The organism is Nocardioides sp. JCM 18999, assembly GCF_055391175.1.
In genome coordinates this window covers 1,642,649-1,665,009 of the sequence record NZ_AP043887.1, presented here as the reverse complement: position 1 = coordinate 1,665,009, position 22,361 = coordinate 1,642,649, and the positions used below count along the sequence as shown (strand labels likewise).

Below are 22,361 nucleotides of genomic sequence, written 5' to 3'. Positions count from 1 at the left end.
GCTACCGACAGTGGTGCTGCTCCACGCCTGGGGCGAGACGGAGCGCGTCTTCGACCGGTTGCTGCCACTGCTCGCGCCGTCGGCGGAGCTGGTCGTCCCGGACCTGTCGGCGGTCGTCGACGGTGCGGCCGAGCACGTGCGTGCGCTCATCGAGTCGGTCGGCCGGGGGCCGTGCTGGCTGCTCGGCACCTCGAGCGGCGGGTACCTCGCCCAGCAGGTCGCCGTCGACCACCCCGAGCTGGTGCGGGGCCTGGTCCTCGTCGGTGCTCCGTGCGACCTGCAGCGTGCGGACACCGCAGCGGTGGTCGAGCTCGTCGCGTCGTTCACTGATCCGGTGAGCGCGGCCGACGTGGACGCCCTGACCGGCGCGATCGGGCTGAGCACCCCGGTTCCGGAGTGGTTCCTGGCCGACCAACGGACCGCGGCGATGGGGATCCCGAAACGCGTGTGGCAGGCCGGGCTCGACGCTCTCGTCGGAGCCGTGCCCCCGATCCGGGCCGGCACCATCGTCGTGCCGACGCTGATCCTGTGGGGCGCCGACGACGACGTCGTACCGGCCGAGCAGACCACCGAGCTCCACCGAGCCATCGTGGGCAGCCGGCTGGAGGTCTATGACGGCGTCGGCCACCTGGTGCTGTGGGAGCGGCCCGAGCTGGTCGCCCGCGACACCCTCGCGTTCATCTCGCAGCCGGGGTAGGGCTCAGCAGCGCCCGCCGGCACGGGCCAGACGCTTCACCAGCGGCAGGTGCGCCGAGGAGTCACCGACGTGGACCCGGTAGCAGCCGCGCTTGACCGTCCAGCGTCCCGCCCAGATCGAGAACGCCCGCTTGTCGAGGCTGATCGACACCGTCTTCGAGGCACCCGGGGCGAGGGACACCTTCTGGAAGCCCTTGAGCTGACGAGGGGGTTCGCCGGCCGCCTTCGGGAAGCCCAGGTAGACCTGGACCGTCTCCGCGCCAGCACGCCGACCCGTGTTGGTCACCCTCACCCGGACGGCGGCTCCGCCGGTCCTCGTCGGTCGTACCTTGAGCCTGGAGAGCTTGAAGGACGTGTAGGACAAGCCGTAGCCGAACGGGAACAGCGGCTTGATCTTCTTCTGGTCGAACCAGCGATACCCGATCCGGAGCCGCTCGCTGTACGTCGTGTGTGGGACGCCCTGCGCGTCGCTGACGCCCGGGTACTGCTGCGGGGTCCGCAGCGGACCGTCGCTGACCTTCCTCGGGAAGGTGATCGGGAGCTTGCCCGAGAAGTTCGCGTCACCGAAGAGCAGGTCGGCGACCGCCTGTCCGTCGATCTCGCCGGGATACCAGTTCTCGACGACGGACCCGACCGCGCCGAGCCACGGCATCGCCAACGGTGCCCCGTTCTGCAGCACCACGACGGTGCGGGGGTTCGCCGCGGCGACCGCCGCCACCAAGGCCTCCTGGTCGACGGGGATCGGCAAGCACTGGGCGTCGGGGGAGATCGCGTTGAGGAACGGGTTGCACGCCGCCTGGTGGGCGTTGAGGTCCTTGCGGTCCACGCCCTCGACGTTGGCGTCGTTGACGAACACGATCGCGGCATCGGCCCGCCGGGCGATCGTGGCTGCGGCCCGCCGGACGGTACCGGGGGCGTAGGTGACCGTTGTTCCGTTCCGCTTCGCCCGGGCGCGGATGGCGCTCAGAGGAGAGATCACGTTCGGGTCGAGGCCGAAGACGGGGACGTGGTTGCTGCCGAACCCCTGCGAGGCGAGCTTCGAGCCCGTCCTGGTCGCGGGGATCCCGATGACGGCGACCTTCTTCGACGACCGGGTCAGGGGGAGCAGGCTGGCGCGGTTCTTGAGCAGGACCGAGCCCTCGACCGCGATCTGCCGGGCCATCGCCCGGCTCGCGCTGGTGGTGGCGGTCGCGTTCGCGGCGGCGGACCCGGTGACGGGTGGGTGCTCGAAGAGGCCGAAGCGGAACATCGAGGTCAGGATCCGACGGACCATGTCGTCGAGCCGGGCTCGTGGCACGGTGCCGGCGGTCACCGCCGCCTTGAGGTTCTTGCCCCACTTCGCCGGCTGGGCCTGCTCGATCCCGAGGTACCCGTTGCCGGACATCTCCATGTCCATGCCGGCGTTGGCCGACCCGACCGTGGTGTGGGTGGCACCCCAGTCGCTCATCACGAATCCGTCGAAGCCCAGCTCGTCCTTGAGCAGCTGCTGGAGCAGCCGGCGGTGTTCGCACGCATAGGTCGAGGCGACCCGGTTGTAGGAGCACATGACCGACCCGACCCCGGCGCGGATCGCGTCCACGAACGGGGCGAGGTAGATCTCGCGCAGGGTGCGCTCGTCGACCTCCGAGGACCCGGTCATCCGGTAGGTCTCCTGCTCGTTAAGCAGGTAGTGCTTCGCGTCGGCGATCACCGGGCGACGCTGGATCCCGCGGATCAGCTGCGCACCCAGCTGGCCGGTGAGGTATGGGTCCTCTCCGGCGTACTCCAACGTCCTGCCGTTGAGCGGGGTGCGGGCCAGGTTCAACCCCGGCCCGAGGACGACGTTGACGCCCTTGCGGATCGCCTCGTCGGCCAGGACCGTGCCGTAGCCCGCGATCAACGACCGGTTCCAGGTGGAGGCCTGGGTGATCCCCTGCGGGAAGGCGGTGGTGTTCTGCTGCTGGAAGCCGATCCCGCCCGAGCTGTCGTTGAGCACCAGGTCCGGGATGCACAGTCGGGGGTTGCCGAGGATGGTCCCGGAGGCGCTCGGGTTGGGTCCGGTCGGGTTGAGGATGCCGATGCCGGTGACCATCTGGATCTTGTCGTCCACCGTCATCGCGCTGACCAGGCGGTGGGCCCGCGCCGCCGGAGCCTGTCGGGCGTCGAGCCAGGGACAGGCGCCCGAGCCCGCCGCCGAGGCGCGGTTCGTCGGGGCGACGGCAAGGGCACCGATCGCGACGGTGAGAGCGATCAGGGCGGGGGTACGACGGGGCACGAAGTGCCCAACGTCACATCCCTGGCGCGGTTACGGGACGCGCGGCCCGGGAGCCAGCTGTCTCAGCGTGCTCGGTTGAGGATGAAGACGACGAGCGCGACGATGACGAGTACGACGAGGATGGTCCACAACATGACAGGCTCCCTCCGAGTGAGCCGAGTGCTCACGACCCTCATGTACCCGCGTCAGGGCTCCCGAAACGTCGAGGCACCCACACGGGCCCGCGTCATTCGGTGGCGTCGTCCTCACGTCGCAGATGGGCCAGGGCGGGGTCGGCCCAGATGGCGGCCGTCTCCCGCCAGTCGGAGACCAGCTCGAGGAACGGGCCACGGTCCCCGGTGGCCGCGCAGGCGTGGAGGGACTCGGCCGCCTCGGCGATGAACTCCTGCCGGTTGGACTCCGAGAGTGCGTCGGTCCACGGCTGCTCGTCGACGAACTGGATCGCGATCCTGGTGTAGTGGTCACCCTCGGTCATGACGGTCCTTCGCTGGCAGGAGTGGTGGCGAGCACCCGCATCGCGAGTGTCGTGGTCGCCTCGACGTTGAGAAAGCCTACGACCCGGCTGACCTTGTCCGGATCGAGCGGCAGCAACCCCGGGGTGCCCGGCGTCTCCGGCGTCAGCCCGAGATCCAGGTCGGCGTGCCCCGACATGATCCGCACGTTGAAGTCGAACCGCTCCCGCGCGCCGGGAGCGCTCAGCCGCCGGACGACGGTCGAACCGATGCGACGGCCACCGGTCTCGGCCGCCCAGCTGTCCAGCGTCGCGACGAGCGCCTGTCCCTCGTTGTGGTCGATGTCGGCCCAGACCGACTGCATCGACCCGGCTTGGGCGAGCAGCAGGGCAGCCGTCTTCTCCCCGATGCCGGTGACCCCGGGCAGATTGTCGCTGCTGTCGCCGCGCAGGGCGGCGTACTCGAGGTAGTTCTCGGCTGCGACGCCGTACATCGCGAACAGGCGCTTCGGGTTGAGCAGCGGCGATCCGGAGATGCCGCCGTCGATCAGGCGGAGCACCTGGGTGTGGTCGCTGATGTGAGCGAACGCGTCCCGGTCGGAGGTGATGATCACGCAGTTCCAGCCGTGCTCCCGTGCCCACGTAGCGCCGGAGGCGTTGACGTCGTCGGCCTCGAGGCCCGGGGGAGTCAGCGTCGCGAGACCGAGGGCGTCGAGGAAGGCGCCGGCGCGGTCGAGCTGCTCGACGAGCTGGGGGTCCTTCTCCGCCCGACCGCCCTTGTAGTCGGGGTAGAAGTCGCTGCGGACCGACGCCGTGCGGTCATCGAGTCCGAAGATCACCGCATCGGGGGCGAAGGTGTCGATCGCCTCGAGGATCTGGCGGAGCATGCCGTGCAACGCCCAGGCCGGACGCCCCGAACGGTCCGTCAGCCGGGTGTGGGCCCGTGCGTGGTGGTTGCGGTGCAGCAACGACGGCGCATCGACGACCAGCAGCAGCCGCCGGTCGGTCACCGCGGGGTCAGGCGACCGCTGCGGACGGCGTAGCGCTCGAAGGGCCACGTCATCAGCGGGGGAATGCTGGCACCCAGCGCGACCAGGGTCAGCCCGACGCTCCAGCGTCGCGTGACGGCGACCGCGAGGGTGATGACGACGTACGCCGTGAAGGCGGCGCCGTGCAGGGGACCGAAGATCTTGACCCCGATCTCGTTGTCGGCGAGGACGTACTTGAACGCCATCCCGATCAGCAGACCCGCCCACGTGAACGCTTCGATCCGCGCCACCCAGACGAAGGCGTTGCCGAGCCGGCCGAGGTCGGTTCCGGCGGTCCCGGTCTCGGTGGATGCGGTCTCAAGGGTGTTGGTCACGGTCGAAAGGTACCTGGCGAACCAAGCGCTTTCGAATCGCGTGCGAGACTGGGCGCATGGCTCAGGACTACACGCACCTGCCGCCTCCGGTGCGGCTCGAGGAGACGATCGCCGAGATCGATGCTCGGACCGTTCAGGATCCGGAAGCCGGGCAGAACGTGGATCGGCAGCTGGCCCTGCACGCGGGCGGCTGACCTTCGGTCAGCTCGCGCCTCCGGCGGGGAGCTCCTCGAACATCACCTCGGGATGGTCGCGGGCGATGAGCGAGGCGCGCCACTTGTCGCTGACGAGCGCCATGTAGGTGCCGTCCGATCGCTGCAGCACCTCGGTGCCGCGCAGACCGCCCAGCTCCTCCGCCCCGGCCGCGTCGGTGCGGCGTGCCACCTGGTAGTCGAGGCGCGAGAGCCGGATCGGGGAGTTGAACTCGTTGGCCATCCGCTCCTCGACCACCTCGAACTGGAGCGGGCCGACGGCGGCCAGCACCGGGCTCTGGTCTCCGCGCAGGTCCGAGCGCAGCACCTGGACGACGCCCTCCTGGTCCAGCTGCTCGATGCCCTTGCGGAACTGCTTGAACCGGCTCAGGTCGGCCGCGGTGGCGGTCATGAAGTGCTCAGGGGCGAAGCTCGGAACGGGCGGGTAGGTGATCGGGTCGCCGTCGTACAGGGTGTCGCCGACGCGGAGTGCCTGGGCGTTCACGAAGCCGATGATGTCGCCGGGCTCGGCGTGGTCGACCGAGGTCGTCTCCCGGCCGAAGAGCGACTGGGCGTACTTCGTGGCGAACGGCTTGCCCGTCTCGGCGTGGGTAAGCACCATCCCGCGCTCGAACTCGCCCGACACGACCCGCGCGTACGCCAACCGGTCGCGGTGGGAGGTGTTCATCCCGGACTGCACCTTGAAGACGAACGCGCTGAAGGCGTCGTTCGTCTGGCGGACCGAGCCGTCCACGCCGGTCGTCGCGCTCGGACCGGGAGCCAGGTCGAGCAGGAGGTCCAGCAGCTGGGCGACACCGAAGTTCTGCAGTGCGGAGGCGAACATGACCGGCGTGGTCTCCCCGGCCAGGAAACGGTCCTGGTCGTGGTCGGCGTCGTCGAGACCGAGCAGCTCATGCCCTTCGACGGCCTCGGTCCAGGCGAGCAGGTCGGTCTCCTCGACCTCGTCGGCGGCCATCCGGCGCTCCGGGGCACGGGTCGCGCCGCCGGCGGTGCGGGTGTACTTGATGAACTCGCCCGTCCGACGGTCCAGGACGCCGCGGAAGTCGCCCGCCTCGCCGACCGGCCACGTGAGCGGCGTCGGACGGAGCTTGATCTGCTTCTCGATGTCGTCCATCAGCTGCAACGGGGACAGGCCGGGGCGGTCCCACTTGTTGATCACGGTGATGACCGGGATCCCTCGCAGGGCGCACACCTGGAAGAGCTTGAGCGTCTGCGGCTCCAGACCCTTACCGGCGTCGACCAGCATCACGGCGGAGTCGACAGCCGACAGCACCCGGTAGGTGTCCTCGGAGAAGTCGCTGTGGCCGGGAGTGTCGACGAGGTTGATCACGTGGTCGCGGTAGTCGAACTGCAGCGCCGCGGAGGTGATCGAGATGCCTCGGGCCTTCTCCATCGCGAGCCAGTCCGACACGGTGGCACGTCGGTTGCCCTTGCCGTGGACCGCGCCGGCCTCGGTGATCACCCGCGCGTGCAGGGCCAACGCCTCGGTCAGGGTGGACTTACCGGCATCGGGGTGGCTGATGACGGCGAAGGTACGGCGAGGACGTTGGTCGGGCACGCACCGAAAATTACCGGTCCAGCGGCCGGATCACGTCCTCGGCGAAGCGACGGAGGCCGTCCAGCTTCTGTTCGAGGGTGCATTCGAGGCCGTAGTAGTAGGCCCACGGCATGGTCATCGTGTCGGTGACGCCCGCCGCTTCGGCGGCCGCGAACTGTTCCGGCAGCATGCAGTCGGTCAGCGCGACGATGACGCTGAAGTCCCCCTCGGCGCCGATCTCGTGCCGGATCTCGGCCAGCCGCTGGGCGAACACGGCCGCCTCGGCTGTGGTGTAGAGGTCGCCGATCCAGCCGTCGTGCCGGGCCGCGCGACGCAGGCCGATGTCGGACAAGCCCCCGACGTAGATGGGGATGGGTGCCGTCGGAGTCGGCTCCATCCGCAGCTTCGGTGCCGAGTAGAACCGGCCCTCGTGGCTGTTCCAGCCGGGGGACCAGAGCTCCTTCATCAGGTCGAGCGCCTCGTCGGTGCGACGGCCTCGGGTGGAGAAGTCCTGGCCGAGCATCTCGAACTCCTCGCGGCACCACCCCACGCCGACGCCGAAGGCGACCCGGTTGTGCGAGAGGACGGCCGCGGTGCCGACGGATTTCGCGACCTGGAACGGGCTGCGCAGGGCGGCGACGTAGACGGTCGTGTAGAACCGGATCCGCTGCGTGACCGCGGCCATCGCCCCGGCCAGGACCCACGGGTCGGGCCAGTGCGCATCGGCGTTCCAGCGCCGCGCCCCGTCCGGGGTGTAGGGGTACGGCGTCTCCAGCGACTCGAGGTCGACGAGATGGTCGGGGATCAGGATGGCGTCGTACCCGCACTCGTCGGCGACCTTCGCGATCGGGAGGAGCTCGTCGACAGGGAGGAAGGCCACGTTGACCGCGAAACGCATGACCGGAGACTAGAACCTGTTCTCGCTGCGGCGGAAGGGTAGGTTCGGTCGGGTGATGATCCGGCCCGACATCCTGCAGGCGATCAAGGTCGGCGACGTCGATCTCGCGTTCCGGAGGTGGGAGCGGCCGCGGGTCAAGGTCGGCACCCGGCTGCGCACCCGGATCGGACTGGTCGAGGTGACCGCCGTCGATCCCGTGGAGGCGTCACGGATCAGCACCGAGGACGCGCGCCGCGCCGGCTCGACCCCTGACGAGCTGGCCCGGCTGCTGGAGGCACGGGCCGAGCTTCCGGTCTGGCGCGTCGGAGTCAGGTACGCCGGCCCCGACCCTCGCACCCAGCTGCGCGCCGCGCTGCCCGATGCGGACGAGATCGACGCGCTCACGACTCGACTCGACCGTCTCGATGCCGCCTCGTCGATCGGTCCCTGGACCCGTGCGACGCTGCGGTTGATCGACGAGAACGCCACCGTGCGGGCGCCCGAGCTGGCTGCCCGGGTCGGCCGGGACACGGCCAGCTTCAAGCGTGACGTCCGCAAGCTCAAGGAGCTCGGCCTGACCGAGTCGCTCGACATCGGCTATCGGATCTCCCCGCGCGGTGCGGCTCTGATCGACGCCGAGACCGGGCAGGTCCACGAACGATCAGTGCCGACGGGGATCCCGTTGCCGCGGGTCGGCGCCCCCGCCACCCGGGCCCTCCGCGCTCAGGAGATCTGGACCCTGCACCAGGTCCGGTCGTGGACCGAGGCCGACCTGCTCGCCCTGCACGGAGTCGGCCCGATCGCGATCCGGCTGCTCCGTGACGCGCTGGCCGACCAGGGCTGGTCGCTCGCCGACTGAGGACGTGTGGATCCTCAGGCGTTCACCTTCACCAGCAGCTCACGGATCCGGGTCTCGGCCGTCTCGTCGAGCGCGGTGAGCGTCCACGCGACGGGGTGCATGCTCTGGCTCTCCTCGAAGGCCGGGTTCTGGACCTCTCCGAACCCGAAGACGATGAACTCCTTGTCCGGCTTGATGTAGCAGACGTCCTGCCCGTCCTTGACGTAGAACGGGAGCCCCCACCGGACGATCGGCTCGAGGGTCGGCGCGCTCTCCCGGATGATCGCGTGGAGGCGGGTTCCGATCTCGCGGTACGGCGCGGGGGCATCCTCGAGCTTCGCCAGCACGGCTGCGTCGCCCTTCTTGGTGAACATGGATCTGGTCTCCTTCGGTCTCGTGCCTTGTGCGGTGGTCGGACAGTGGTCGCGACCGTACGTGGGGCTGACCGTACTCCTGTAGCCTCGGCCAGAATTTTCGTGAGTGAGGAGTCGGCATGGGGCGCACCACACTGGTCATGGGCGGAAGCGGATTCCTCGGGTCGACCGTCATCCGTCAGCTCGCCGGCCGCGGCGATCGGGTCCGGGTGTGGCTGCGTCCGTCGAGCTCCGACGCCGCGCTGGACGGTCTGGATGTCGAGGTCGTGCGTGGCGAGCTGGACGACCCGGCCGCGCTCCGGGCGGCGATGTCCGGCGCCGACGCGGTGCACTACTGCATCGTCGACGCGCGGGCCTGGCTGCGTGATCCGTCGCCGCTGTTCCGCACCAACGTGGAGCTGCTCGGCCACGTGATCGAGGCGGCCGTCGAGGTTGGGGTGCCACGGTTCGTGTTCTGCAGCTCCGTGGTCGCCATCGGCATCCCGGCGGAAGGGACCGCCGGGGTCGCCGATGAGCTGACTCCCCACACCTGGCGGCACCTCGGCGGTCCCTATGTCGAGTCGCGGCTCCAGGCCGAGGAGGCGGTACTTCGGGCGTGCCGCGAGCGCGGCCTGCCCGCCGTCGTACTCAACGTCTCGACCACTTACGGTCGCGGCGACCGGGGGCCGACGCCGCACGGGAAGCTGTTGCGTGCCGCCGCCGAGGGGCGCATGCCTGCCTACGTCAGCGGTGTCTGCATGGACGTGGTCGGCATCGAGGATGCCGCGGCGGCGTTCCTGCTGGCTGAGGAGCGCGGGACGGTGGGCGAGCGGTACATCGTCTCCGAGCGCTACCTGCCGATCCAGGAGCTCTTCGTGATCGCTGCCGACGAAGCCGGGGTGAAGCCGCCACGGATCGGCCTCCCGATCCCGGCCATCCGGGTGCTCGGCGCGCTCGGATCGGCGTGGTCGCGCCTGGCGCGCCGGGACACGGTCGTGACCCGTACGTCGGTGCGGCTGATGACCCTCCAGTCAGCCATCGATCACGGCAAGGCCACCCGTGAACTCGGGTGGGAACCGCGGCCGATCGAGGAATCGGTCCGCGAAGCGGTCCGTTGGTTCTCCGCTCAGCCGCGGTCCTGAGCTCGGTTCAGCTGGGCACCGCGTACGCCGCGACCCCGGTGTCGAGCAGCACGCACGGCTCGTCCCCGACGACCCAGGCGTCGTGGCCGGGTTCGATGAGCATGACGTCTCCCCGGCCGACGGTGAGCTCGGATCCGTCATCGGAGCGGACCACCATCTGACCGGAGATGCAGAAGCCGGTGTGCCGCGTCTGGCGGAGTCGGTGCCTGCGATCGGTTTGACGTCCTCGGACCAGCGCCAGCCTGGCTCGAAGGTGCCTCGTCCCAGGGTGAAGTCGCCCAGCGTGACGACGTCCATGCGGCCGTGATCCTTGAACGGCCGAGTCTCGTACGGTGTCTCGATGCTGCGTTGTTCGGTTGCCATCGTTGCCCCACTCTCATCGTGGCGTGTGGGCGGGCGGGCGCAGGCGGTCGTGTCGGCGTCGTCCGCCGTCCGGACCTACGATTCTCGTCCTCGCGCCGACGGAGGTAAATGCATCTACCATGGGAACATGCGTTCGAACAGGCGGGAGGATCCGGGCCAGCTCTCCCTGTGGGACGAGAACGCCGAGCCCGTCGTTCGCCGGACCCGGAAGCGTCGGCGGGTCGACCTGCTGGCCTACGAGGTCACGGACGTCGCCTTCAGCAGCCGAGGCTGGCATCCGGGCGCCGTCCTGTTCTACGAGCCGGCGCGCCACCGGGAGCGCGGCCAAGTCATCGTGGTGAGCCGGGGCGACCAGGTCCGGGCGGGGGAGTACGACGTCTCCTGGGGGCGTCCGGTGCTCCGCACCGACTTGGGCACGATGTGGATCGGCCCCGACTGGGAGGTCGCCGGTGTGGTGCGGATGGTCGAGCAGCCGCTGATCGACTACGCCCCAGCCGTCCGTACATTGAAGACATGAACATCCCCACCGCTCCGTTCGTCGTCGTTGGTCTCGTCGGCGGTTACGCCACCGCTCGCTACACCGGGAAGCGTGAGCTCGGGGGAGTCGTCCTGGCGACGGCCGGCGCCGCTGCGGCCAAGGGCTGGGCCGGATCGGTCGGCGCTGTCCCGGCGGCGGCGCTCACCGCGCTCTACGTCGGTGCCTTCGGTGGCTCCCACCCGCTCGCGAAGAAGATCGGCGCTTGGCCCGCGGTCGGCGTCGTCACCGCGATCGCCACGGGTGCGGCTGCGGTCGCCGATGCGAAGGGGCGCACCAGCGCCTGAAGCGACCCCGACTCAGTCACCCACCCGGCCGGTGTCGTAGGCCCACATCGCGATCTCGACGCGATTCCGGGCGCCGAGCTTGGACAGCAGGCTCGCGACGTGGGTCTTCACGGTCGTCAGGCCGATGAAGAGCTCCGCGGCGATCTCAGCGTTCGTCCGCCCGCGGGCGACCAACGCCAGCACCTCCTCCTCCCGGTCGGTGAGTTGCTCGATCGGTTGGGTGCGTTCCTTCGCCGGTCCCTTGGCGGCCAGCGTCGCGAGCAGGCGTCGGGTGATGTTCGGTGCGATCAGGGCATCGCCGACGGCGGCGGCATGCACCGCCTGCACGAGCAGCTCCGGGCCGGCGTCCTTGAGCAGGAAGCCCCGAGCGCCGGCCCGCAGGGCGCCGTGGACGTACTCGTCGAGGTCGAACGTCGTGATCACCACCACCGCGATCGGGTCAGCCACGTCGCGGCCGGCGAGACGTTCGGTCACCTCGATCCCGTCGAGCCCCGGCATCCGGATGTCGACCAGGCACACGTCGGGTCGGAGGCTGCGCGCCAGCTCGACCGTCGTCGGCCCGTCGGCGGCCTGCCCGACGACCTCGATGTCGGGCTGGGCGTCGAGGATCATCGTGAGGCCGGTCCGCACCAGGTCCTGGTCGTCGGCCACCAGCACCCGCACCGTCATCGGTGCACCTCCGTGGGCAGTTCGGCTTCGACCGACCACCCGCCCCTGGACTGTGGTCCGGCGCGCAGGGTGCCGCCGAGCAGCTGCACCCGCTCGTTCATGCCGAGGAGACCGAAGCCGTGGCTTGCTGGACGGGCCGGGTCGATCTGACCGTCGTCGGTGACGCAGAGCCGCAGGGTTCCGCTGGTGACGGCGACCTGGATCTCGACCCGGGTGGCGTTCCGGGCGTGCCGGAGGGCGTTCGTCAACGACTCCTGCGCCAGCCGGTAGACCGCGCTGTCGACCTGGCGCGGAACGTCGTCGAGATCGTCCGGCACCGTCACGTCAACGACCGGGAGCGGCTCGCGGCGCGCCAGCGACGCCAGGTCCGCGATCCCGGGCTGAGGGGCGTACTCCGTCGGTGCACCTTCGCGCAGCACCCGGACCATCGCGCGCATCTCCGCCAACGTCCGCGATGCTTCGTCCTCGATCACCGCCAGCGCCTCGAGTGCCGCCTCTGGACGCTGGCCGGCCACCATCCGGCCCGCCTGAGCCTGCACCGCGATCGCCGAGACGTGGTGGGCGACCGAGTCATGCAGGTCGCGTGCGAGGCCGACCCGCTCCTGACTGCGGATCTGCTCCAACGCCCGGCGCCAGTTCTCGGCGCGGAAGCGGAACGCCGCGCCGGCTGTGGCCGCAGCCGCGAGGACTGCGAACCCGCCGATGACATCGCCCGGGCCAGTGGCGTCGGCGATGGTGCCGATGACCGCAGCGACGAGCACCACCGTCAGCCCGATCACGATCTCGCGTCCCGAACCCCAACGGACCAGCGCGTAGACCAGCACCAGGACGAAGATCATGGTGTTGAGTCCGACGCTCGGCGCTCCGCCGACCACGGTCGCCAGTCCCAAGCCCAGGGCGGTACCGAAGGCCACCACGACGCAGGCCAACGGGTGGGTACGCCGCCAGAGCAGCACGGGCACGAGTCCGACGGCCACGACCGTGGCGAACGGGCGCCAGGCGACGTCGTCGCTGAGGGCGCCCTCGAGGAGCGCCGTCACCATCAACGCGCCGACGAGCACCCAGTCGCGCCAGACCCGCGTGGGAACGTTCGCGGGGCGCGGCTCAGCCCACAACGAGCGCAGGGCGGCGGTGATCACCTGCTCAGCCTAGGGATGGTCGCCGCGTCGCGGACCGGCCGAAAGAACGAGGCAGGTCCGACCTCGATGACGATGTGGCCGACACCGGGGTCGGCGGAGGCTCCAGATCATGATCACTGTGGACCACCTGACCAAGAGCTATCGCGGCGTCACCGTCGTCGACGACGTCTCGTTCACCGCTCGTCCTGGCCGCGTGACCGGCTTCCTCGGCCCCAACGGTGCCGGCAAGTCGACCACCCTGCGGATCCTCGTCGGCCTGACTCCGCCCGGGTCCGGCCGGGTCGAGGTGCTCGGTGGCCGGTACGCCGACCTGCCGAACCCCGGTCGCGAGGCCGGCGTCCTCCTCGACGCCTCGGCCCAGCACGGCGGGCGCACCGGACGCGAGATCCTCACGATTGCTGCGCGCACCATGGGCCTGCCGACCAGCCGCGTCGCTGAGATGCTGGCGCTGGTCTCGTTGACGGACGAGGAGGCAGGACGCCGAGTACGGCACTACTCGCTCGGCATGCGGCAGCGCCTCGGGCTCGCCACCGCCCTGATCGGCGACCCCGCCGTACTGCTCCTCGACGAGCCGGCCAACGGCTTCGACCCTGCAGGGATCCGCTGGATGCGCGCCCTGCTGCGGGACTTCGCCGACCACGGTGGCACGGTGCTGCTCTCGTCCCACCTCCTGCACGAGGTCGAGGTCATCGCCGACGACCTGGTCATGATCGGGAACGGGCGAATCCTCGCGGAGGGCACCAAGCACGAGCTGCTGGCAGACGCCGGCACCGGACTGGAGGAGCTGTTCCTCGCGCTCACCGCTGGAACCCAACGCGACCGGATCGCCGCCCAAGGAGGGGAGGCAGCATGATCACCGAGACCGCTTCTCGCGATGTTCACCCGATCCCGGCCAACCGTCTGGTCGACGTCGAGCTGCGCAAGATGTTCGACACCCGCTCGGGCTTCTGGTTGCTCGTGAGCATCGTCGTGCTCGCGGTCGCTGCGACCGTGGCCGTGGTCGTCTTCGCTCCTGAGAGCTCGCTCAGCTACGGGACGTTCACGGCCGCCGTCGGCTTCCCGATGACGTTGATCCTCCCCATGATCGCGATCCTCGCGGTCACCAGCGAGTGGAGCCAGCGCAGCGGACTGACGACGTTCACGCTCGTCCCCAGCCGGGGACGGGTGATCGGCGCCAAGGCGATCGCGACCCTGATCGTCGGCGTCGCCTCGATGCTGGTGGCGTTCACGATCGGAGCCGTCGGCCACGTGTTCGGAGCCGCCCTCCTGGGGGTCGACCCGGTGTGGAACATCGACCTGGCTCACGCCGCCCAGATCGTGCTGGGCAGCTTGGTGGGGATGGCCATCGGTTTCACCTTGGGCGTAGTGCTGCGTCAGTCGGCCGCCGCCATCGTCGGATACGTCGTGCTGTCCTTCGTCCTCTCCGGCCTCCTCGTGCTGTTGGCTCAGGTGCGCGACTGGTTCTCGGACCTGCAGCCCTGGATCGACTGGAACGCCACGCAGGTCACCCTGTTCGGGGGCGAGACCTCGTCGGCGCGTGAGTGGGCCCAGCTGGCATCGACCACCATGATCTGGATCGTCATCCCCCTGACGATCGGCCTGGTGATGTTGCGCCGCTCCGAAGTGAAGTAGACGCTCCCCACCTAGGGTGGGGAACCGTGACGGACTACGTGGTCGTGACCAATGCCGGGGCCGGCAGCAACGATCAGGCGCGGCTGGAGCCTGCACTCGAGGTGCTGCGTGCTGATGGCCCGGTGGAGGTGGTCGCCACCTCGTCAGCCGAGGAGCTCGACGAGGCTCTGTCGGGGACGACGTCGACGGTCGTCATCGCGGGCGGGGACGGCACCCTGCACGCCGTGGTCAACGCCGTACGCCGGCTGGAGCTCGACGTCCCACTCGGCCTGATCCCGCTCGGCACCGGGAACGACTTCGCCCGCGGCACCGACCTTCCCCTCGACCCGGAAGCGGCGGCCCAGGTCATCGTCAACCGTCCGCCTCAGCCGATCGATCTCGTGGTCGCCGCTGACGGAACTGCCGTCGTCAACAGCGTGCACCTGGGCCTGGGCGCCCAGGCGGGCCACGAAGCCGAGGCGCTCAAGCCGGTGCTGGGCCGGCTCGGGTACGTCGCCGGGGCGCTGAAGACGGGCCTCCGGCCGAAGTCCCTCCATGTGACGGTGACCGTGGACGGCATGGTCGTGGCCCAGGCGAAGGAGCACCTGACCCAGGTCGTGGTCGGCAACGGTCCGAGCGTCGGAGGGGGCACGGAGCTCGTTCCCGATGCCGAGCCGGGAGACGGCCGCCTCGACGTCCTGGTCGCCAGGACGCAGGGACGGCTCAGCCGGTTGGCCTACGCCGCCCAGCTGCGCCTCGGCCGCCACACCGAACGGTCTGACGTGGTCCACTTGCGGGGCACGGAGGTAGGGGTCGAAGGGGAGCGGTTCAGCCTCAGTGCTGATGGCGAGCTCAGCGGACCGCACACGAGCGCCTCCTGGCGTCTGGCCCCAGGCGCCATTCAGTTCCATCGCTAGGTGCAGTTGTCGCCGTAGAGCAGGATGGAGGGCATGTTCGCATGGTTGAAGGAACTCGCCTCTTCTATCGCCGGCAAGTCCACGTCGTCGACCCCGCCGGACGACGTGCCGGCGCACGGGACTCAGGACGACGCCGCCGGCGCCGCTCCGGGCGAGGCGCTGGCTGACCGTTCGGAAGGTCCCCACGCGCCGACCACCCCTGACGACCCGCTGGTGACGGTCGAGGTCGACGAGGACTGACAGCGACAGCTACTCGCAGACGGCGCCGTCGTGGTCGCGGTCGGAGTACCAGGCGTACTCCGGGTCCTTGCCGCGCACGTAGGGGCCGTATCCGTGCGAGATGGCCTCCGCGCAGGTCCCGTATCGCGGGTCGGTGCCGCCGATTGAGGGGCCACTGGTCCCGCCAGTTCCGCCGGTCGGGGCCGCCCGGGCGTTCTTCACCGTCGCCTTGCGGACCTTCACGGTCGGGTTTCCGCAGCGGCCGACCGCCAGGAGCAGGGAGTCGCGCTCGGTCTGGTCGACCGTGAGGCCCCAGCGGGCCTTGATGGCGACCCAGTTCGCAAGATAGGTGCAGCGCTTCTTGATGGGCTGCCATTCGCCCGGATCACGGTCACCTTTGGACCGGTTGGCATGAGCGGTGACAGCGCTCAGGGCACGCGGGTCAGCGAGGTCGTTGGCGAACGCCTCGCGACGCGCTGCGGTCCAGGAACGCGCGCCCGACTCCCAAGCCTCGGCGAGCGGGACCAGGTGGTCGATGTCGATCTGGCGGGCGTTGATGACGACGACGGCGTCGTACGAGGACACCCAACGGCCGGTCTTGACCGTGCAGGTCCCGGTGGTCGCCTTGCGGGACGCGGCCCGCAGAACCTCCGCCCGGGTGTCGCGGCAGTCGTGATCGGCATCGTCCCAGTGCTTGAACTTCGTGCGTGCGTACCCGGACGAGACCTCACCGGAGACCTTGAGGGACTTCACGGCGGTCACGTAGGGGGTCGAGTAGGTCGTCCCGTTCCCGGCGGTCGGCACCTTCGAGGTGGCACCTGCAGGCCCGGTAGTCGCGATCAATGCCGCAAGAGTCCCTGCTGCTGCAACGGCTGCGAGACGCGTCAGCGCTCGCAAGCGGTTCCGTCCTTGTCGCGGTCCAGGTTCGCCTTGTTCGCGCTGTAGACGGCGCGGGCCTTCTTGGTGGTCGCGGGACGGCCGTACCCCTGCGCAACCTGCTTCGAAGCAGCGGCAGGACTCTTCGCCACACCGTGCGGGTAGTCCTTGGCGAGCTTGGCGCAGGACGAGTACTTCTTCCCCGTAGCCGCGTGGGCCGGGGACGCGACCGCCGTGATGGACAGGGCCAGGCCTGCGGCGAGCGCGACGGCAACGGTCTTCATGCCGAGGACGGTACGGCGCCAGTCTGCCGATTGTCTGAGGAACTGAGTCTTCGCTGAGAAGGCAAGACAATGGTCCCTGGCCCGGTTCGTTGAGAGTTGGAACTCAGATGTCGTCGTAGCGGTGGCTGCTGCGATCGGGGGAGTAGTCCGGCCCATAGTCGGGGCCGGAGTTGACGCTGCGCACCCGATGCGCCACCCCGACATCGCTCGCGCTGCGGGGCTGAGGCCGGTCAAGGTCCCGCAGTCGGGCTCTCTCCCGAGCGAGCGGCACGGCGGCGAGACGGCCGATCCCCGTCGCTACACCCAACATCACCGCGAGCGGGAGGTTGTGGAAGTTGAGGAGCAGCGCTCCTGCGGACAGGCCGACGAAGGCGGCTGAGATCACATGCCAGCCCTGCGCGGAGACGCCGACCGTCATGCCATGCACGACGAGCGCGCCGACCGGCCCGATGATCATGGCCGGTATGGCACCGGCAACGATGATCACGACGCCCGCGACGACCGCGCTCCCAAGGGTGCTCCATGAGGCACGGCCGCTCACGATGTTCAGCGTCTGGCCGACGGGAATCTCCACTCCGAGGGCGAGGAGGCTCACGCCGATGGCCAGGGCATAGCCCGAGAAGCCAGGCGAGCCGGGCGCCGGCGTCGACGGATGGCGTCGCATGGGGGCAGCATTCCATAGAACCTGGCGCGTCGGAGCGCCTCAGCTGGACAAGCTCGGACCCCCTGGCGACCCTTCCGCCGCGTCATCCCGCTCCGCTGCGACCCGCTCGAGGATCCAGGTCGCCACGGTTGCGGTGACAGCGCCCACGACCCCGATCCCCACGAACATCAGGACCATCGCGATGAGGCGGCCTTCCAGGGTGACCGGGGCATAGTCGCCGTAGCCGACCGTCGTCACCGTTGTCAGCGCCCACCACAAGGCATCGCCGAACGTCGTGATGTTCGCGCCGTCCGCGTCCTGCTCTACGTCCAGGACGGCGAGCCCGCCGAGGAAGACGGCCATCGTTGCTGCACCCGCGACGTAGACCAGGACCCGTCCGGCCAGGTTCTTGGTAGCGGTGCGGTCCAGGATCCGCACGAGCGCGAGCAGCCGCAGCAATCGCAGTGGACGGAGCATCGGGAGGATCACCAGTGCGACGTCGTACCAGTGCTGGACGGCGTACGCCTTGCGCTCATCGGCCAGGTAGAGCCGGATGACGAAGTCCGCGACGAACGCCACCCAGACCGTCCAGGAGACGACGGCGAGCGACGTGCGGAGGTCGGGATCCAGACGGGGGTCGAGGATCGGCCACGCGTAGGCGACGAGGAAGGCCCCAGCCAGGAGGAGGAGTGGAACCTCGGAGCGGCGTTCCCAGCTTTCGACACGGGACTGTGTGGCGGGCATGGTTCGCACGGTAGCGGCGGGGGAGTGAGCCGGAAATGGGAGAGACCCCCTCCTGGCGAAACAGGAGGGGGTCCTTCCATGTGATGGACCACGCCATCGATGATCGATGAGTTCTGCCGCGAAGTTCTCCGACGAGATTCCGCAGTCAGAAGGCCGCCGATCTCAGATGTCGTAGTACAGCTCGAACTCGTGCGGGTGCGGGCGCAGCTGCACGGGCAGGATCTCGTTGTTGGTCTTCCAGTCGATCCACATCTCGATGAGGTCCTCGGTGAAGACGTCGCCGACGGTGAGGAACTCGTGGTCGTCCTTGAGCGCCTGGAGCACGTCGCCGAGGGTCGTGGGGACCTGGGCGATCTCAGCCATCTCGTCCGGCGGGAGCTCGTAGATGTCCTTGTCGATCGGTGCCGGCGGCTCGATCTTGTTCTTGATGCCGTCGATCCCGGCCAGCAGCAGCGCGGAGAAGGCGAGGTACGGGTTGGAGGACGGGTCGGGGAAGCGGGTCTCGATGCGCTTCGCCTTCGGGTTGGTGCCCGTGATCGGGATACGCACGGCCGCCGAGCGGTTTCGCGAGGAGTAGACCAGCGAGATCGGCGCCTCGAAGCCGGGCACCAGGCGGTGGTAGGAGTTCACCGTCGGGTTGGTGAACGCCAGCACGGCCGCAGCGTGCTTCAGGATGCCGCCGATGTACCAACGCGCCATGTCGGAGAGGCCGCCGTAGCCGGCTTCGTCGTAGAAGAGCGGCTCGCCGTTCTCCCAGATCGACTGGTGCACGTGCATGCCCGAGCCGTTGTCACCGAAGATCGGCTTCGGCATGAAGGTGACCGTCTTGCCGGCCTCCCAGGCGACGTTGCGGACGATGTACTTGAACTTCATGACATCGTCGGCCGCCTTGAGCAGCGTGTCGAACTTGTAGTTGATCTCGGCCTGGGCCGCGGTGCCGACCTCGTGGTGGGCACGCTCGACCAGGAGGCCGGAGTCCTCGAGCGCCTTGACCATGTCGTCACGCAGGTCCTGCGTGCCGTCGGTCGGCGTGACGGGGAAGTAGCCGCCCTTGGTGCGGACCTTGTAGCCGCGGTTCGGGGAGCCGTCGGGGTCGGTGTCCGCGCCGGAGTTCCAGGAACCCTCGAAGGACTCGACCTCGTAGAAGGACTTGTTCATGCCGGTGGCGAACTTCACCGAGTCGAAGATGAAGAACTCGGCCTCGGGAGCGAAGTAGGCGGTGTCACCGATACCGGTCGTCGCCAGGTAGGCCAGCGCCTTGCGGGCGATGTTGCGCGGGTCGCGCGAGTACGCCTCGCCCGTGATCGGGTCGTGCACGAAGTAGAGCATCGCGAGCGTCTTGTGCTTGCGGAACGGGTCGACGTACGCCGTCGAGACGTCCGGGTAGAGCGCCATGTCGGACTCGTGGATCGACTGGAACCCACGGATCGAGGAGCCGTCGAAGGCCATCGGGTCCAAGTTGAAGGAGGACACCGGCACCGTGAGGTGCTGCTGGATGCCCGGGAGGTCGACGAAACGGACGTCGACGAACTCGACACCTTCGTCCTTGATGAACTTCAGAAGCTCTTCGCCAGTGGTGAACATGGCATGACCCTACAGAACGCAACGAGGGCCGGGGAGTCCTCCCCGGCCCTCGTAACACGCTGTTAATCAGCCAGCGTTCATCAGCGGATGAAAAGCATCTCCTGGTAGGTCGGGAGGCTCCACAGGTCGTCGGCCACGACGTCCTCGAGGGCGTCGGCAGCCTCACGAACCGCGAGCATCGCCGGGAGGATCGAGTCACGGTAGTACGCCGCCTCCTCGATGCCTTCGTAGGCGTGCGCACCGCCCTTGACCGCAGCGAGGTCGGAGATCGCGGACCGCAGCGCGCTGACCAGCCCGCTCACCGCGACCAGGTCAGTGGTGTCGGCCTCGACGCCGGCCGCCCGGAGCGCGGCGACGTTCCCGGCGAGCTCGGTCTGGTACCGAACGGCCGACGGCAGGATCGTGGTGCGCGCGATCTCCTCGGTGAGGTTCGCCTCGACGTTGATCACCATGAGGTACTGCTCGAGACCGACCTCGTAACGGGCCTCGACCTCGGCCTCGTTGAAGACGCCGTACTTGCTGAAGAGTGCCTTCGCCTCGGGGGTGAGGTACTCCGGCAGGGCGTCGACGGTGGTGCGGAGGTTCTTCAGCCCGCGCTGCTCGGCCTCCTCGTGCCACTCCTGCGAGTAGCCGTTGCCGTTGAAGACGGCGGCGCCGTGGTTCTCCACGATCTTGGCCAGGACGGCCTGGACGGCGTCGTTGAACTCGGTGCCGCCGGCGACGGCCGCCTCCAGCTCGGTGGCGATGTGGTCGAGGGCCTCGGCCATGATCGTGTTGATGATGACCATCGGAGCTGCGACGGTCTGGTTCGAGCCGGCGGCGCGGAACTCGAAGCGGTTGCCGGTGAAGGCCATCGGCGAGGTGCGGTTGCGGTCGCCGGCGTCCTTGGTCAGGTCAGGCAGCGTGTCGACGCCGACGGAGAGGACACCCTTCTGCTTCGAGGAGGTGGCGCCACCCTTGGCGATCTGCTCGAAGACGTCCTGCAGCTGGTCGCCGAGGAAGATCGAGATGATCGCCGGCGGGGCCTCGTTGGCGCCCAGGCGGTGGTCGTTGCCGGCCGACGCGATCGAGAGGCGCAGCAGTCCGCCGTGGAGGTGCACGGCGCGGATGACCGCGGCGCAGAAGACCAGGAACTGGGCGTTGTCGTGCGGGTTGTCGCCCGGGTTGAGGAAGTTGCCCTGGTTGCCGTTGCCGAAGGAGAAGTTGACGTGCTTGCCCGAGCCGTTGACGCCGGCGAAAGGCTTCTCGTGGAAGAGGCACTCGAAGCCGTGGGTCTTGGCGATCGACTTGAAGGTCGACATCAGCAGCTGCTGGTGGTCCGAGGCGAGGTTGGCGCGCTCGAAGACGGGCGCGATCTCGAACTGGCCCGGGGCGACCTCGTTGTGCCGGGTCTTGGCCGGAACGCCGAGCTTGAACAGGGCGCGCTCGGTGTCGTGCATGAACGCGAGGACGCGCTCCGGGATCGCACCGAAGTAGTGGTCGTCGAACTCCTGGCCCTTCGGCGGCTTGGCGCCGAACAGGGTCCGGCCGGCGTTGAGCAGGTCGGGACGCGCGTTGACGAACGCGGTATCGACCAGGAAGTACTCCTGCTCCGGACCGCAGTAGGAGACGACGTTGTCGATGTCGGTGTGGCCGAACAGCGTCAGGACGCGCTTGGCCTGCTCCGACATCGCGTTCTGCGAGCGCAGCAGCGGGGTCTTGTGGTCGAGGGCCTCACCGGTCATCGAGACGAAGATCGTCGGGATGCACAGCGTCGAACCGTTCGGGTTCTCGAGGATGTACGCCGGCGACTGGACGTCCCAGCCGGTGTAACCACGGGCCTCGAACGTGGCGCGGATGCCGCCGTTGGGGAACGACGACGCGTCCGGCTCGCCCTGGACGAGGGTCTTGCCCTGGAACTCCCAGATCGCGGTGCCGTCACCGACGGGCTCCATGAAGGAGTCGTGCTTCTCGGCGGTCAGGCCGGTGAGCGGGTAGAAGACGTGCGCGTAGTGCGTGACACCCTTCTCCATCGCCCAGTCCTTCATCGCCGAGGCGACGATGTCGGCGACGGCCGGGTCGAGCCGCTCACCGTTCTGGATGGTCGCAGCGACGGACTTGTAGATCGCCTTGGGCAGACGCTTGGCCATCACCGTCAGCGAGAAGACGTTCTCACCGAAGCTCGCCGGCGCGTCGTCGGCGCCGTTGAAGAACGTGGCCGGAGCCTCGTTGGCCTGGATCGCGCGGATCGCGCCGAGGCGGGCGGGGTTGGCAGTCATCGCAAGCTCCTAGTGCACGGCACGGATCAGCACCGTTTGTATCGGGGATGGATGCAATCCAACCCGACGAGGATTTCGCGAACGTGTCCCGATGTTTCAGGGATGTAACAGGGTGCGCCAGGTCTGGAGCGTGACCGTCGCCGATCCGACCGCGAGGTCGTGCAGACCGCGGCCGTCCGGCTTGAAGATGAGCGGCGGGATCACGGCGATCACGAGGATCTGCCGAGCCAGTGCACCGACGGCGTTGATCGGTCGCGGGTCACCGCTGACCCGCACCGTGCGGAGCCGGGTGGCGAGCTTGCCGAAGCTGCCACCGGCCACCGCCGTGAACAAGGTCGTCTCCAGGACGAAGACGCCGAGCACGTAGAACTGCTCGGGCCCGCCCTGGGAGGAGTACGCCGACCAGCCGGTGAAGAAGACGACGACCAGCGTCGAGGCGATCCAGTCGACGATGAGGGCGAGAGCCCTCCGCGCCCAGGACGCGGTGGGGAACGTGGGGTTCGGCACGG

27 protein-coding genes are annotated in these 22,361 nt (G+C 69.1%); 10 read left to right on the top strand and 17 right to left on the bottom strand.

Features of this window, described 5'->3' with window-relative positions:
- Positions 1-10 precede the first annotated feature (10 nt).
- A complete protein-coding gene (locus ACZ5J1_RS08120; protein WP_464564189.1) occupies positions 11-697 on the top strand; it encodes an alpha/beta fold hydrolase in 687 nt (228 codons plus the stop codon).
- Positions 698-700: 3 nt separating this feature from the next.
- On the opposite strand, the gene ACZ5J1_RS08115 is transcribed toward ACZ5J1_RS08120, so the two are convergent.
- The 4 genes from ACZ5J1_RS08115 to ACZ5J1_RS08100 all read right to left on the bottom strand — a co-directional run bounded on the left by ACZ5J1_RS08115 (position 701) and on the right by ACZ5J1_RS08100 (position 4,764).
- Positions 701-2,950, bottom strand: a complete 2,250-nt coding sequence (locus tag ACZ5J1_RS08115) for a beta-glucosidase (RefSeq protein WP_464564187.1) — start codon at positions 2,948-2,950, stop codon at positions 701-703.
- A 226-nt stretch (positions 2,951-3,176) separates the two neighbouring features.
- Positions 3,177-3,425: a hypothetical protein gene (locus ACZ5J1_RS08110; protein WP_464564185.1), complete on the bottom strand. Its 249-nt coding sequence runs from the start codon at positions 3,423-3,425 to the stop codon at positions 3,177-3,179.
- On the bottom strand, positions 3,422-4,411 hold the full coding sequence (locus ACZ5J1_RS08105) for a 5'-3' exonuclease (RefSeq protein WP_464564183.1): 990 nt from the start codon (positions 4,409-4,411) through the stop codon (positions 3,422-3,424). Before ACZ5J1_RS08105 ends, ACZ5J1_RS08110 begins: the two co-directional genes overlap by 4 nt.
- Entirely contained in the window at positions 4,408-4,764 is a 357-nt protein-coding gene (locus ACZ5J1_RS08100; RefSeq protein WP_464564181.1) for a DUF3817 domain-containing protein, read from the bottom strand. The genes ACZ5J1_RS08105 and ACZ5J1_RS08100 overlap by 4 nt, the downstream gene beginning before the upstream one ends.
- Before the next feature lie 56 nt (positions 4,765-4,820).
- On the opposite strand from ACZ5J1_RS08100, the gene ACZ5J1_RS08095 reads away from it, so the two are divergent.
- Positions 4,821-4,958, top strand: coding sequence for a hypothetical protein (locus ACZ5J1_RS08095; protein WP_464564179.1), 138 nt, complete (start codon positions 4,821-4,823; stop codon positions 4,956-4,958).
- A gap of 7 nt (positions 4,959-4,965) precedes the next feature.
- On the opposite strand, the gene ACZ5J1_RS08090 is transcribed toward ACZ5J1_RS08095, so the two are convergent.
- Together ACZ5J1_RS08090 and ACZ5J1_RS08085 are read right to left on the bottom strand one after the other, a co-directional pair.
- Positions 4,966-6,534, bottom strand: a complete 1,569-nt coding sequence (locus ACZ5J1_RS08090; protein WP_464564177.1) for a peptide chain release factor 3 — start codon at positions 6,532-6,534, stop codon at positions 4,966-4,968.
- Positions 6,535-6,544: 10 nt separating this feature from the next.
- On the bottom strand, positions 6,545-7,411 hold the full coding sequence (locus ACZ5J1_RS08085) for a TIGR03619 family F420-dependent LLM class oxidoreductase (protein ID WP_464564175.1): 867 nt from the start codon (positions 7,409-7,411) through the stop codon (positions 6,545-6,547).
- A 55-nt stretch (positions 7,412-7,466) separates the two neighbouring features.
- Between ACZ5J1_RS08085 and ACZ5J1_RS08080 the strand changes: the two genes are divergently transcribed.
- Positions 7,467-8,249 (top strand): helix-hairpin-helix domain-containing protein, encoded by a 783-nt coding sequence (locus ACZ5J1_RS08080; RefSeq protein WP_464564173.1) that lies wholly within the window; start codon positions 7,467-7,469, stop codon positions 8,247-8,249.
- A gap of 14 nt (positions 8,250-8,263) precedes the next feature.
- Here ACZ5J1_RS08080 and ACZ5J1_RS08075 read toward each other — a convergent pair whose 3' ends face one another.
- The gene (locus tag ACZ5J1_RS08075) at positions 8,264-8,602 is read right to left on the bottom strand and encodes a DUF1801 domain-containing protein (RefSeq protein ID WP_464564171.1); all 339 of its coding nucleotides are present in this window, start codon (positions 8,600-8,602) and stop codon (positions 8,264-8,266) included.
- Between the two features lie 119 nt (positions 8,603-8,721).
- Here ACZ5J1_RS08075 and ACZ5J1_RS08070 point away from each other — a divergent pair, with 119 nt between their 5' ends.
- Complete coding sequence (locus ACZ5J1_RS08070; protein ID WP_464564169.1) at positions 8,722-9,723, top strand: NAD-dependent epimerase/dehydratase family protein; 1,002 nt, start codon at positions 8,722-8,724, stop codon at positions 9,721-9,723.
- Positions 9,724-9,730: 7 nt separating this feature from the next.
- On the opposite strand, the gene ACZ5J1_RS08065 is transcribed toward ACZ5J1_RS08070, so the two are convergent.
- The gene (locus ACZ5J1_RS08065) at positions 9,731-9,892 is read right to left on the bottom strand and encodes a cupin domain-containing protein (protein ID WP_464564749.1); all 162 of its coding nucleotides are present in this window, start codon (positions 9,890-9,892) and stop codon (positions 9,731-9,733) included.
- 321 nt (positions 9,893-10,213) lie between these two features.
- Between ACZ5J1_RS08065 and ACZ5J1_RS08060 the strand changes: the two genes are divergently transcribed.
- Both ACZ5J1_RS08060 and ACZ5J1_RS08055 read left to right on the top strand, forming a co-directional pair.
- On the top strand, positions 10,214-10,603 hold the full coding sequence (locus ACZ5J1_RS08060; RefSeq protein WP_464564167.1) for a hypothetical protein: 390 nt from the start codon (positions 10,214-10,216) through the stop codon (positions 10,601-10,603).
- Complete coding sequence (locus tag ACZ5J1_RS08055) at positions 10,600-10,908, top strand: hypothetical protein (protein ID WP_464564165.1); 309 nt, start codon at positions 10,600-10,602, stop codon at positions 10,906-10,908. Before ACZ5J1_RS08060 ends, ACZ5J1_RS08055 begins: the two co-directional genes overlap by 4 nt.
- Positions 10,909-10,920: 12 nt before the next feature.
- On the opposite strand, the gene ACZ5J1_RS08050 is transcribed toward ACZ5J1_RS08055, so the two are convergent.
- Together ACZ5J1_RS08050 and ACZ5J1_RS08045 are read right to left on the bottom strand one after the other, a co-directional pair.
- The gene (locus ACZ5J1_RS08050) at positions 10,921-11,577 is read right to left on the bottom strand and encodes a response regulator (protein ID WP_464564163.1); all 657 of its coding nucleotides are present in this window, start codon (positions 11,575-11,577) and stop codon (positions 10,921-10,923) included.
- Complete coding sequence (locus ACZ5J1_RS08045) at positions 11,574-12,716, bottom strand: sensor histidine kinase (protein ID WP_464564161.1); 1,143 nt, start codon at positions 12,714-12,716, stop codon at positions 11,574-11,576. Before ACZ5J1_RS08045 ends, ACZ5J1_RS08050 begins: the two co-directional genes overlap by 4 nt.
- Before the next feature lie 109 nt (positions 12,717-12,825).
- Between ACZ5J1_RS08045 and ACZ5J1_RS08040 the strand changes: the two genes are divergently transcribed.
- Genes ACZ5J1_RS08040 through ACZ5J1_RS08025 form a run of 4 tightly spaced genes read left to right on the top strand, consistent with a single transcriptional unit; the run spans position 12,826 to position 15,484 of the window.
- A complete protein-coding gene (locus ACZ5J1_RS08040) occupies positions 12,826-13,569 on the top strand; it encodes an ABC transporter ATP-binding protein (RefSeq protein ID WP_464564159.1) in 744 nt (247 codons plus the stop codon).
- Positions 13,566-14,348: an ABC-2 transporter permease gene (locus tag ACZ5J1_RS08035; RefSeq protein WP_464564157.1), complete on the top strand. Its 783-nt coding sequence runs from the start codon at positions 13,566-13,568 to the stop codon at positions 14,346-14,348. The genes ACZ5J1_RS08040 and ACZ5J1_RS08035 overlap by 4 nt, the downstream gene beginning before the upstream one ends.
- A 26-nt stretch (positions 14,349-14,374) precedes the next feature.
- The gene (locus ACZ5J1_RS08030; protein ID WP_464564155.1) at positions 14,375-15,244 is read left to right on the top strand and encodes a diacylglycerol/lipid kinase family protein; all 870 of its coding nucleotides are present in this window, start codon (positions 14,375-14,377) and stop codon (positions 15,242-15,244) included.
- A gap of 33 nt (positions 15,245-15,277) precedes the next feature.
- Complete coding sequence (locus ACZ5J1_RS08025) at positions 15,278-15,484, top strand: hypothetical protein (protein WP_464564153.1); 207 nt, start codon at positions 15,278-15,280, stop codon at positions 15,482-15,484.
- Between the two features lie 9 nt (positions 15,485-15,493).
- Here the strand turns inward: ACZ5J1_RS08025 and ACZ5J1_RS08020 are convergent, their stop codons facing one another.
- From ACZ5J1_RS08020 to ACZ5J1_RS07990, 7 genes are all read right to left on the bottom strand, one after another.
- Complete coding sequence (locus ACZ5J1_RS08020) at positions 15,494-16,306, bottom strand: excalibur calcium-binding domain-containing protein (RefSeq protein ID WP_464564151.1); 813 nt, start codon at positions 16,304-16,306, stop codon at positions 15,494-15,496.
- A 41-nt stretch (positions 16,307-16,347) separates the two neighbouring features.
- Positions 16,348-16,623, bottom strand: coding sequence for an excalibur calcium-binding domain-containing protein (locus tag ACZ5J1_RS08015; RefSeq protein WP_464564149.1), 276 nt, complete (start codon positions 16,621-16,623; stop codon positions 16,348-16,350).
- A 103-nt stretch (positions 16,624-16,726) separates the two neighbouring features.
- Positions 16,727-17,287, bottom strand: coding sequence for a hypothetical protein (locus ACZ5J1_RS08010; RefSeq protein ID WP_464564147.1), 561 nt, complete (start codon positions 17,285-17,287; stop codon positions 16,727-16,729).
- Between the two features lie 39 nt (positions 17,288-17,326).
- A complete protein-coding gene (locus ACZ5J1_RS08005) occupies positions 17,327-18,010 on the bottom strand; it encodes a potassium channel family protein (protein WP_464564145.1) in 684 nt (227 codons plus the stop codon).
- A 162-nt stretch (positions 18,011-18,172) separates the two neighbouring features.
- Positions 18,173-19,594 (bottom strand): type I glutamate--ammonia ligase, encoded by a 1,422-nt coding sequence (gene glnA / locus ACZ5J1_RS08000; protein WP_464564143.1) that lies wholly within the window; start codon positions 19,592-19,594, stop codon positions 18,173-18,175.
- A gap of 80 nt (positions 19,595-19,674) precedes the next feature.
- Positions 19,675-21,852 carry a glutamine synthetase III family protein gene (locus tag ACZ5J1_RS07995; protein WP_464564141.1) on the bottom strand — a complete coding sequence of 726 codons (2,178 nt, stop codon included), beginning with the start codon at positions 21,850-21,852 and terminating at the stop codon, positions 19,675-19,677.
- 96 nt (positions 21,853-21,948) lie between these two features.
- Positions 21,949-22,359: an RDD family protein gene (locus tag ACZ5J1_RS07990; protein ID WP_464564139.1), complete on the bottom strand. Its 411-nt coding sequence runs from the start codon at positions 22,357-22,359 to the stop codon at positions 21,949-21,951.
- Positions 22,360-22,361 lie beyond the last annotated feature (2 nt).

Excerpts from the sequence above, each read along its gene's own strand:
- ACZ5J1_RS08075 (WP_464564171.1), bottom strand. The coding sequence starts at position 8,602 with ATGTTCACCAAGAAGGGCGACGCAGCCGTGCTGGCGAAGCTCGAGGAT.
- ACZ5J1_RS08040 (WP_464564159.1), top strand. The coding sequence starts at position 12,826 with ATGATCACTGTGGACCACCTGACCAAGAGCTATCGCGGCGTCACCGTC.
- ACZ5J1_RS07995 (WP_464564141.1), bottom strand. The coding sequence starts at position 21,852 with ATGACTGCCAACCCCGCCCGCCTCGGCGCGATCCGCGCGATCCAGGCC.
- glnA (WP_464564143.1), bottom strand. The coding sequence starts at position 19,594 with ATGTTCACCACTGGCGAAGAGCTTCTGAAGTTCATCAAGGACGAAGGT.
- ACZ5J1_RS08005 (WP_464564145.1), bottom strand. The coding sequence starts at position 18,010 with ATGCCCGCCACACAGTCCCGTGTCGAAAGCTGGGAACGCCGCTCCGAG.
- ACZ5J1_RS08060 (WP_464564167.1), top strand. The coding sequence starts at position 10,214 with ATGCGTTCGAACAGGCGGGAGGATCCGGGCCAGCTCTCCCTGTGGGAC.
- ACZ5J1_RS08010 (WP_464564147.1), bottom strand. The coding sequence starts at position 17,287 with ATGCGACGCCATCCGTCGACGCCGGCGCCCGGCTCGCCTGGCTTCTCG.
- ACZ5J1_RS08085 (WP_464564175.1), bottom strand. The coding sequence starts at position 7,411 with ATGCGTTTCGCGGTCAACGTGGCCTTCCTCCCTGTCGACGAGCTCCTC.
- ACZ5J1_RS08070 (WP_464564169.1), top strand. The coding sequence starts at position 8,722 with ATGGGGCGCACCACACTGGTCATGGGCGGAAGCGGATTCCTCGGGTCG.
- ACZ5J1_RS08110 (WP_464564185.1), bottom strand. The coding sequence starts at position 3,425 with ATGACCGAGGGTGACCACTACACCAGGATCGCGATCCAGTTCGTCGAC.
- ACZ5J1_RS08035 (WP_464564157.1), top strand. The coding sequence starts at position 13,566 with ATGATCACCGAGACCGCTTCTCGCGATGTTCACCCGATCCCGGCCAAC.
- ACZ5J1_RS08050 (WP_464564163.1), bottom strand. The coding sequence starts at position 11,577 with ATGACGGTGCGGGTGCTGGTGGCCGACGACCAGGACCTGGTGCGGACC.
- ACZ5J1_RS08095 (WP_464564179.1), top strand. The coding sequence starts at position 4,821 with ATGGCTCAGGACTACACGCACCTGCCGCCTCCGGTGCGGCTCGAGGAG.
- ACZ5J1_RS08015 (WP_464564149.1), bottom strand. The coding sequence starts at position 16,623 with ATGAAGACCGTTGCCGTCGCGCTCGCCGCAGGCCTGGCCCTGTCCATC.
- ACZ5J1_RS08055 (WP_464564165.1), top strand. The coding sequence starts at position 10,600 with ATGAACATCCCCACCGCTCCGTTCGTCGTCGTTGGTCTCGTCGGCGGT.
- ACZ5J1_RS08025 (WP_464564153.1), top strand. The coding sequence starts at position 15,278 with ATGTTCGCATGGTTGAAGGAACTCGCCTCTTCTATCGCCGGCAAGTCC.
- ACZ5J1_RS08080 (WP_464564173.1), top strand. The coding sequence starts at position 7,467 with ATGATCCGGCCCGACATCCTGCAGGCGATCAAGGTCGGCGACGTCGAT.